This window comes from Saccharomonospora halophila 8 (assembly GCF_000383775.1).
In the GTDB taxonomy this organism is placed as follows: Bacteria; Actinomycetota; Actinomycetes; order Mycobacteriales; family Pseudonocardiaceae; genus Saccharomonospora; species Saccharomonospora halophila.
The window spans coordinates 18309-27285 of record NZ_KB912585.1; the positions used below are offsets into that span (position 1 = coordinate 18309).

The 8977-nt window shown below is 71.0% G+C and carries 8 protein-coding genes; 3 read left to right on the forward strand and 5 right to left on the reverse strand.

Annotated elements, in window-relative coordinates; genetic code table 11:
- Nucleotides 1–197: 197 nt before the first annotated feature.
- Nucleotides 198–1031 carry an SAM-dependent methyltransferase gene (locus tag SACHA_RS0118105; RefSeq protein WP_019812072.1) on the forward strand — a complete coding sequence of 278 codons (834 nt, stop codon included), beginning with the start codon at nt 198–200 and terminating at the stop codon, nt 1029–1031.
- Nucleotides 1032–1126: 95 nt separating this feature from the next.
- Here the strand turns inward: SACHA_RS0118105 and ligD are convergent, their stop codons facing one another.
- The 5 genes from ligD to SACHA_RS0118130 all read right to left on the reverse strand — a co-directional run bounded on the left by ligD (nt 1127) and on the right by SACHA_RS0118130 (nt 7080).
- Nucleotides 1127–2065 carry a non-homologous end-joining DNA ligase gene (ligD, locus tag SACHA_RS0118110; protein ID WP_019812074.1) on the reverse strand — a complete coding sequence of 313 codons (939 nt, stop codon included), beginning with the start codon at nt 2063–2065 and terminating at the stop codon, nt 1127–1129.
- A gap of 60 nt (nt 2066–2125) precedes the next feature.
- A complete protein-coding gene (locus SACHA_RS0118115; protein WP_019812076.1) occupies nt 2126–3148 on the reverse strand; it encodes a glycosyltransferase family 4 protein in 1023 nt (340 codons plus the stop codon).
- 59 nt (nt 3149–3207) lie between these two features.
- The gene (locus SACHA_RS0118120) at nt 3208–5292 is read right to left on the reverse strand and encodes an amylo-alpha-1,6-glucosidase (RefSeq protein ID WP_019812079.1); all 2085 of its coding nucleotides are present in this window, start codon (nt 5290–5292) and stop codon (nt 3208–3210) included.
- A gap of 108 nt (nt 5293–5400) precedes the next feature.
- The gene (locus SACHA_RS0118125) at nt 5401–5934 is read right to left on the reverse strand and encodes a DUF2231 domain-containing protein (protein ID WP_019812081.1); all 534 of its coding nucleotides are present in this window, start codon (nt 5932–5934) and stop codon (nt 5401–5403) included.
- Nucleotides 5935–6108: 174 nt separating this feature from the next.
- Nucleotides 6109–7080, reverse strand: coding sequence for a PaaX family transcriptional regulator (locus SACHA_RS0118130; RefSeq protein ID WP_019812084.1), 972 nt, complete (start codon nt 7078–7080; stop codon nt 6109–6111).
- Nucleotides 7081–7206: 126 nt separating this feature from the next.
- Between SACHA_RS0118130 and SACHA_RS0118135 the strand changes: the two genes are divergently transcribed.
- Both SACHA_RS0118135 and SACHA_RS25785 read left to right on the forward strand, forming a co-directional pair.
- Nucleotides 7207–8598 (forward strand): MFS transporter, encoded by a 1392-nt coding sequence (locus SACHA_RS0118135; protein ID WP_019812085.1) that lies wholly within the window; start codon nt 7207–7209, stop codon nt 8596–8598.
- Between the two features lie 118 nt (nt 8599–8716).
- On the forward strand, nt 8717–8977 hold a 261-nt coding region (locus SACHA_RS25785), incomplete at its 3' end, for a hypothetical protein (RefSeq protein WP_019812087.1).

The following is an 8977-nucleotide window of genomic DNA, read 5'->3' on the forward strand; positions in this document are numbered from 1 at the left end:
GGTGCGCGTGTCCGCGGGCGAGGCGTTCCTGGAGGTCGCGCCCGCCGGCTGAGTCCGCGCCCCACCGGTCCGGCGGCACCGCGGGCGGGTGGGACCGTGCCGTCCGTCGAAAAGCACCGGACTCCGGTGCACGGACCGGCCGGGACAGGGCACACTGGGTGTGTACCCGTTGGTAGATCTCGGCGAGGAGTGTGCGGATGTCGGCGAACAATGCCGACCGACTGGCGGAGTCGGTGGACAAGGTGTCGGTGGGGCGGGTGTACGACTACCTGCTCGGTGGTGTGCACAACTACGCCGTGGATCAGGCGTTCGCCGAGGAGCAGCTGCGACTGATCCCCGACATGCGGGACTTCGCACGGTCGAACCGGGCGTTCCTGCGCCGCGCCGTGCGCTACGCCGTCGAGCGCGGCGTACGGCAGTTCGTCGACATCGGGTCGGGTCTGCCGACCCAGGGCAACGTGCACGAGGTCGCCGACGAGGTGGCACCGGGGCGGTGCCGGGTGGTCTACATCGACAACGAGCCGATCGCGCGGGCGCACGCCGAGGTCCTGCTGGAGCGGACGGCGGACCCGGCGCGGCACCGGGCGATCGACGCGGACTACTTCGAGGGTGCCCACCTGTGGAAGCGGGTCCTGGAGACCGGACTGATCGACGAGACCGAGCCGGTCGGCCTGCTGCTCGTCGCGTTGCTGCACTTCATGCCCCCGGAGACGGAACCGGAGCGGGTGCTGGCGTACTACCGGGACCGACTCCCGTCGGGCAGTCTGCTCGCGTTGTCGCACATCCACGTCGACCCGTCGGACTCCGAGACGCTCGCGTTGTCCGAGAAGGTGACGGAGTCGTACCGGACGAGGGCGAACAGTACCGCCGCACCGCGCTCCCGTGCCGAGATCGCGGCGTTCTTCGACGGTCTCGAACTCGTGGAGCCGGGGTTGGTGTGGTTGCCGCAGTGGCGGCCGGACGGCGCCGACCCCTACGACGGCGCCCCGGCCCGGTCGCACGGGCTCGCGGGCGTGGCGGTCACACGCTGACCACCGACGGCGGGCGCGGACGCGCGGTCGTACCTGGAGTGGCGACTCGCTGACCTGGAGTGGCGACTCGCGGGCGTGGAGTGGCGACTCGCGGGTCAGGTCGGGGGGAGGCGGGCCTCGTGGGAGGTGCGGTCCGGGCGCAGGCCCCGCCAGGACGGGTGCCGCAGCCTGCGGTCGGCGGTCCATTGGCGGTGCTCCACCTCGCCGACCAGGTCGGGTTCGACCCAGTGCGCCCGACGGGCGCGGTCCCGGGGCACCGGGGTGCCGAACGGGCTGGACGGACGGTGCAGCGGGGCCAGACGTTCGCGCATCTCGTCGAGAGCGGTGTCGCTGAAGCCCGTGCCCACGTGCCCGACGTAGTGCAGTGTTCCGGTGTCGTCGTAGGCGCCGAGCAGCAGTGCGCCCAGCGTGCCCGCCCGGCGGCCCTCGCCGGGAACCCATCCGCCCAGCACGACCTCCTGGGTCAGGCGCAGGGCGGTCTTGACCCAGCTCCGGGACCGGGTCCCGGGACTGTAGGTCGAGGTACGCCGTTTCGCGACGATGCCCTCCAGGCCGTGCTCGGCGGCGACCCGCAACAGGTCCGCGCCGGACACGTCCACGTAGTTGTCCGGGGTGCGTACGACCGGGGGCGCGGACAGTCCGAACTCCAGCAGCCGCTGCCGGCGCCGGTCGTACGGTTCGGGGCACAGGTCCCGGTCGTCGACGGCGAGGAGGTCGAACACGTAGTAGGCGACCGGGATCTCGCGCAGCAGTCGCGCGGTGGGGCGGTGGACGTGCATGCGCGACTGGAGCCTGTCGAAGTCCGGTCGTCCCCGCTCGTCCAGAGCGACGATCTCGCCGTCGAGCAGCACCGTGTGCCGGGTGAGTTCGGTCAGGGCGTGCAGTTCGGGATAGGACTCGGTGATCACCCGCCGGTTCCGGGAGTGGGCGACGACCCCGCCGTCCGCCACGGCGACGGTCGCGCGGACCCCGTCCCACTTCCATTCGAAGGCCCACCCCGGTCCGTCCGGGGGTTCGCCGGACACGGCGAGCATGGGCGGCGGTGGTGTGGGCGGTGTGCGGGCACCGGGACCGTCCTCGGTGGCCGGCACGGGTCAGAGCACGGACTGGTAGATCCGCGCGTACCGTTCGGCCATCATCGCCACGTCGAACCGCAGCTCGGCCTCGGCGCGGCAGTCGTGCGGCGAGATCCGGTCCACCTCGCCGATCGCCTGCGCCAGTTCACCGACGTCGTTGCAGACGTAGCCGGTGCGGTCGTGGGTGATGACCTCGGGGATCGAACCCCGCCGGAAGCCGAGGACGGGGGTCCCGCAGGCCATCGCCTCCACCATGACGATGCCGAACGGTTCCTCCCAGCACACCGGGAACAGCAGGCACCGCGCCGCCTGGAGCAGTTCGACCTTGCGGGCACGGTCGGCCTCGCCGAGCCACTCGATGTCCGGCCCGAGCAGCGGGGCGACCTCCCGGTCGAAGTAGGCCTTCTCCTCCGGCTCCCGGCACTTCGCCGCGATCTTCAACCGGATGCCCGCCTCCCGCGCGGCGGCGATCGCCTGCGGGATGCCCTTCTCCGGGCACGCGCGGCCGAGGAACAGCGCGAAGTCCTCCTTGTCCGACCGGAACGGGAAGCGGTCCACGCTCACAGCATTGTGGACGGTGCCGACCCAGTTCAGGTCCGGCGCCAGGCGGCGTTGGGCGTCCGAGACGGCGACCAGGTGGACACTGTCGCCGAGACCGCGGTAGTAACGCCCCATCTCGCCGTTGACGGGCCCGTGGGCGGTGACGACGGTCGGCAGGGTGCGCCCGCGCGCCATGAGCGGTCCGGCGAGACTGTGGTCGTGGACGAGATCGGCGTCGAGTTTGTCGATGATTTCGGTCAGTGCCGCGGCGTGGGTGACCTCGGGCAGAACCTGCCCGAGCCGGTCCTCGTTCGCGCGGTCGCACGTCGGCACGAAATCCGCCGGGGTCCCGTTGGTCCCGACTCCGATCAATGTGATTTCGGTGCCCTGCAGGGACAGTTGTTCGATCAGGTCGCTGCACATCGCTTCGATGCCACCGTAGGCGGTGGGTGGGAGGTCGAACCACGGAGGTGCGACCATCGCGATCTCGAGTGGACTCATGTTCGCCCAATTCCCCCGGCGGCAGCGGGCGAAACAGTGCGTCAGGAATGTACTACGTCCTAATGAACGTTTCCCCGGACCAATTCCACGTCCTCCGGGAGATGCCCCACCCGAACCCAGCTTCCGCGCGCCTCGATGGAAATGCGACCGCCGGTCAACGGAACGTCGTCGATCAGTAACGTTCCGAACGATTCCGGGAGTTCCGGCGCGATCCGCAATTCCCGTCGGTGCATGCCCGGTTGCACCCGGAGCAGGGTGCGCAACAGGTGTACCGGCGCCGCCGAGGACCACGCCTGCGGCGAGCACGACGTCGGGTAGGGGACCGGGGTGCTGTACTCGTCGCGGTCGAATCCGCACATCAACTCGGGCAATCGCCCGTCGAACGCCTCGGCCGCGTCGAGGACGGCGGTGGCGACGCGCTGCGCGTGCGCGACGAAGCCGTAGCGCATGAGCCCGGCCGCGACGAGCGCGTTGTCGTGTGGCCACACCGAGCCGTTGTGGTAGCTCATCGGGTTGTAGGCGCCCATCTCCGACGACAGGGTCCGCACGCCCCAACCCGTGAACATCGCCGGGGACAGCAGACCGTCGGCGACCGAGGCGGCGCGGTCGGGGTCGATGATCCCGGTCCACAGGCAGTGCCCGATGTTGGACGTGACGGAGTCGATGGGGCGTTTGTCGGCGTCCAGGCCGAGCGCGTACCGGCCGGGCCCGGGCATCCAGAAGACGTCGTTGAACCGCTGTTTCAGGTCCGCGGCGCGGTCGGACCAGTACCGGGCCGTGTCGTGGTCGCCGAAGTACTCCGCCAGGCACGCCCGTGCCCGGAACGCGGCGTAGACGTAACCCTGCACCTCGCACAGTGCGAGGGGGGACCGGGCGATCTCGCCGTCGGCGAAGTTCACGCCGTCCCATGAGTCCTTCCACCCCTGATTGGCCAGACCGGCCTCGGTGGCGCGGTGGTACTCGATGAACCCGTCGCCGTCGCGGTCGCCGTAGGTGTCGATCCACTCCAGCGCACGGTCGGCGTGGCCGAGCAACGCCCGCACGTTCTCCGCGCCGATGCCCCACCGGGCCAGTTCACCGAGCAGGAGCACGAACAGGGGGGTGGCGTCGACGGTGCCGAAGTAGATGTGACTGCCGCCGAGCGCGAGGGAGGCGTCCGCGCCGAACCGGACCTCGTGCAGGATGCGGCCGGGCTCCTCCTCGCTGTCCGGGTCCACCCGGGTTCCCTGGTGCCGGGCCAGGGTCTGCACGGTGCCCAACGCCAGGGTCGGGTCGATGGCCAGCGACATCAGCGAGGCCAGCAGCGAGTCCCGGCCGAACAGGGCCATGAACCACGGTGCCCCCGCGGCGATGGCCACGTCCTCCGGGTTCTCCGGGTCGAAGATGCGCAGCGCCCCCAGATCCTCCCGACTGCGTTGCAGGGTGCGCGCGAGCGCACGGTCGCCCGAGTGCCGCAGGACGGGGCTCTCCTCGCGCCAGCGCCGGGTGAGCACCGCGGGCCGGGAGTGCTCGACCGGGCGCTCGCGGGGGAACAGCGGGGTGACCGCGGCACCGTTGACGGTCGGCAGCGCGGTGACCGAGCCGTACCACTCCTCCCCGGCGGGCAGCCAGACACGGAAGGTGATGCGGTCGCGGCTGTACTCGGCGCCGTCACCCACGAGGGTCTCGCCGGTGATCCGGACCCCGCGGCTGTGCGCGCCGATGTAGCGGGTCAGGTACAGCCCGGTTCCCGCGACCTCGACGGCGTGGTGTCCGGTGTCGTTGATGTGGCCCTTCTTCACCTCGAAGACGTCGGCGAAGTCGGCGGCCACGCGCACGGTCACGGTGCAGGCGACGCGCCCGCGGCCGTAGTTGCGGAGGATGAAGTCCTCCCGCATCCCCCCGCCGATGTAGCGCTCCCGGCGCACGAGCAGGCTGCTCTCCCCCTCACCCTCACCCGAATGGGCGCGGCCGACGAACCGGGCGTAGAACGGTTCCGGGGTCTGCACCGTGATGGGTTCGACGGGGTGCCCGTCGATGCGCAGGTTCCATCCGGACAGGATGCGGGTGTCCTGGTAGAAGGCCCCCTGCGCGGGGGAACCGCGCAGTTCGCCGTCGTTGTCACAGACGCAGAACGACGTCCCGTGGACGAGGGTCACCGTCATGCCCGACCTCCTGGTGTCCGCGCTCGCGTGTCCGGCGGACGCTGCCCGCCGGGGATCGGCCACGCGACGGTGGGCCCACCGGATCGGGACGACTCGGGCCGGGCCGGCTCAGTGGGTGTCCCGCGGCCCGCTCTGCCACTCGTACACGCCCCCACCGAGGGCGTAGGAGAGATGGCCGCCGAGCGCGCCACCCGCCGCGACCGCGGTCAGGCCGAGCAGGGCCCACACGACACCCGCCCCGTGGGCACCGCCGACCCGGTGGCGGTGCGACGTAAGGTAACACGCCTGCGCGGCGACGTTGGCCACGAGATGGAGGGCCCCGACGCGCCGTTGCGGCGTCGTGAGCCGGGAGAACTCGGCCAGCCCGGTGACGACGGCGACCGGGGTGGCGGTGACCCCGATCGCCACGAGCCTGCGGGCGGCGTCGCGGTGTCCGATCGCGTCGAACGCGGACGCGCACACCCAGGCCCCGAGGGGCACGGTCACCACAAGGGGGTGTACCGGGTGGCCGATCCAGGAGCCGCGCAGCGCACGGTCGGTCGTCGTGCCCTCCAGTATCCGGCGCAGCCGGCGGGCCAGGAGCTCGGCGGGCCGGTCGAGCCCGGTCACCGAATCGGATCGGCGCAACAGTCGGTCCAGCATCCGGAGGGGCTACCCGGTTCCCGGCCGGTGAACCGGGAACCGTCCGAGGTGACACGAGCGGGTGGTTCGGACCCGTTGTCGGAGCCGCGTGTCGCCGACCCGGCTACCATCGGCGCGTCCTTGATCGCGGTGAGCTTTGTGCCCAAAGTGGTCCTGCGAAGCGCCCGAAGCGGCCTACGAGGCGGTCCCGTGTGACGGCGGGGATTCCTCGGGGCAGGTGTCGAGGAGGTCGGTGGCGAGTGCTCTGGCCGTGGGTTCGAGTTCGGCGTTGAGCCTCCGGAACAGGTGCTGTGCCTGCTCGGCGGGCCAGTCGCCGGGCAGGTGTTCCCGCGGTAGTCGCGGATCGGTCCGCACGATGCGCAGCCAGTCGGTCTGCAGCAGCAGATGCCGGGCGAGGGTGTCCGGGGTCCGCCGCCGGGGGTCGTCGGTGGACCAGTGCGCCATGAAACGCCGGTACCGGTCGGCCAGGGAGTCGAGGTCCCACGCGTCGTGGACGAGTTCGGCCACGTCGGTCGGGGGCAGGGCACGGGCCTGGAACACCTTGACGTGGTCGGCGGCGTCCAGCCCGCGCAGCAGTGGTTCGACCGGAACGGTCGACGGGGCGATCCACAGCCCGCCCTGCAGGCTCCCGAACCCGGCCCACAGCAGCCGGGACCGCAGCAGGTGCCGCTGCCGTTGCCAGGACTCGGGCATGGAGAAGCCGAGCAGTGTCCAGGTGCCGTCCCAGTGGGTGTTGACCGCGCCGATCCGCCAGATCCGGGTCTCCCCGTCGCGCAGGATGGCCTTCGACCGCCCGGTCAGTCCGAGGTAGACCCGGCGGCCCCTGCGGTCGCGGTCCAACAGGTCCCGGCGGGCCATGCGGCTGAGCGTGGAGCGGGTGGCGTGCTCGGAGACGCCGAGCCTGCCGAGGACGTCGAGCACGCTGCCGGTGGCGACGCGGATCCCGCGGCCGAAGACGTGGATCCCGAAGAAGGCCAGCAGCAGGGTCTGGGGCCGCCGCACGGCCGCGTCGTCCCGGTCGGCCGCTCCGCCGACGTCGGCGTACTCGTCGGTGTCGGTGAACTCGTCGGTGTCGGCGGGGTGGGGGAGGCCGTCGCTGTCGTCCGGGAGGCCGTCGGTGTCGGGGAGGTCGGACTCGGTACGCACACCGCCATCGTAGGGGGAACGAGTTTGGGCAGTTTATTGACTAGCGTGACGGTACTGCTTAGTTTTGCCGGGTGCGGTGGCGCAGCCGCACGGCAGGCGGTCTCGACGGAGAGGCAGGACGGTGGCATGACACAGGGCGGTGACGGGACACGGTCCCCGGGACGGTCGGCGCACTCGGCGACGCAGCTCAGACGGGCGGTGCTGTCCAGCTACCTGGGCAGTGTGATCGAGTACTACGACTTCCTGTTGTATGCGACCGCGTCGGCCGTGGTGTTCAGCGAAGTGTTCTTCGCGAATCTGGATCCGCTGGTCGGCACGATCGCGAGTCTCGGCACCTTCACCACGGGTTATCTCGCCCGCCCGCTCGGGGGAGTGATCTTCGGCCACTTCGGTGACCGGCTCGGCCGCAAGCAGATGTTGGTCATCACCATGACGATGATGGGTGTGGCCAGCACCCTCATCGGACTGTTGCCGACCCCGGGGCAGGTCGGGGCATGGGCGCCGGTGCTGCTGGTGCTGCTGCGGGTCGTGCAGGGAATCGCGGTCGGCGGGGAATGGGGCGGTGCGGTCCTCATGTCGGCCGAGCACGCGAAGACCCGCCGCGGGCTGTGGGCCAGCTTCACCAACGCGGGTGCGCCGAGCGGCATGGTGCTGTCGACGGTGATGCTGACCCTGACCAACGCCCTGACCACCGAGGAGGAGTTCCTCGCCTGGGGCTGGCGGGTGCCGTTCCTGCTCAGTGTGGTGCTGCTCGCGGTGGGCCTGTTCGTGCGGATGAAGGTCACCGAGACCCCGGTGTTCGCGACGGCCGAGCAGCAGACGACGGCACGGGCGGCGAAGACCGGGAAGGCCGGCGGGGCGGAGAAGCCCCCGTTCGTGCAGGTGCTGCGCAACCACCCGCGCAACCTGGCGCTCGCGGTGGGGGTCGGATTCTCCGCGTTCGTCGCCCAGGGGACGTTGACGACCTACCTGATCGCCTACGCGGTGGGGGAGGGCTTCGCACGGCAGACGGTGCTCAACGCGTTGACGGTGTCCTCGGTGGGCGCGATCGCGGGCATCATCGGCTTCTCGGCGCTGTCCGACCGGGTGGGCAGGCGTCCGGTCGTGCTCTCCGGCGCGGTGACCATGGCCGTGCTCGGGTTCGTCCTGTTCCCGCTGGTGGACACCGGGTCCGCGGTCCTGCTGACGGTGGCGGTGGTGCTGGGGCAGTCGGTGGTGCATCCGGCGATGTACGGGCCGCTCGCGGCGCTGTACACGGAGATGTTCGGCACCCGCGCCCGCTACACGGGAGCGTCCCTCGGTTATCAGATGGCCGGGCTCGGTGCCGGCGTGGCGCCGCCGGTGTTCGCGGCGGCCAGCGCCGTGGGCACGGTGCTGACCTCCACGTTGATCGCGGTCTGCTGCGTGCTCACGGTCGTGTGCATCCTGATCACGAAGGAGAGCCACCGCAACGACCTGGCCCACGAGCCGGACGACGGCGGCCGCGGGAGGGCACGCACCAGCCCGGAAAGCGTATAACGACCTATACGTCGGGGCTCTGTTCCCGGCCGGTGCGGGAGTATGCACCCTTCGTACCGGGTAACCGCGATCATCACAGCGGTATCGGCATCGAAACGGCCGAGGAGGGACTCGCACGATGGGGTTACAGGATCTCTGGATCGCGACGCTCAGTGACGGGTTGATCCGAGCCGATCACGTGACCGGCATCGAGAGCCACCAGACTCCGGCGCTGACCGGGAAACCGTCCCGGTGGCTGGTCGACGTCACACTCGCCGTCCCGGCGGGCAGCGGCAGCGGCGACGGGTGGGAGGTGTCGCAGCTGCACCGGACGCTCGTGCAGACCGACATCCGCCCGGACGCGGCGCCGGAGGCGCTCGCGCGCAGGCTGGACGCGCTG

Bases quoted from the DNA above. Each gene is read 5' to 3' on its own strand.
- SACHA_RS0118105 (WP_019812072.1), top strand. From the start codon at position 198: ATGTCGGCGAACAATGCCGACCGACTGGCGGAGTCGGTGGACAAGGTG.
- ligD (WP_019812074.1), bottom strand. From the start codon at position 2,065: ATGCTCGCCGTGTCCGGCGAACCCCCGGACGGACCGGGGTGGGCCTTC.
- SACHA_RS0118115 (WP_019812076.1), bottom strand. From the start codon at position 3,148: ATGAGTCCACTCGAGATCGCGATGGTCGCACCTCCGTGGTTCGACCTC.
- SACHA_RS0118120 (WP_019812079.1), bottom strand. From the start codon at position 5,292: ATGACGGTGACCCTCGTCCACGGGACGTCGTTCTGCGTCTGTGACAAC.
- SACHA_RS0118125 (WP_019812081.1), bottom strand. From the start codon at position 5,934: ATGCTGGACCGACTGTTGCGCCGATCCGATTCGGTGACCGGGCTCGAC.
- SACHA_RS0118135 (WP_019812085.1), top strand. From the start codon at position 7,207: ATGACACAGGGCGGTGACGGGACACGGTCCCCGGGACGGTCGGCGCAC.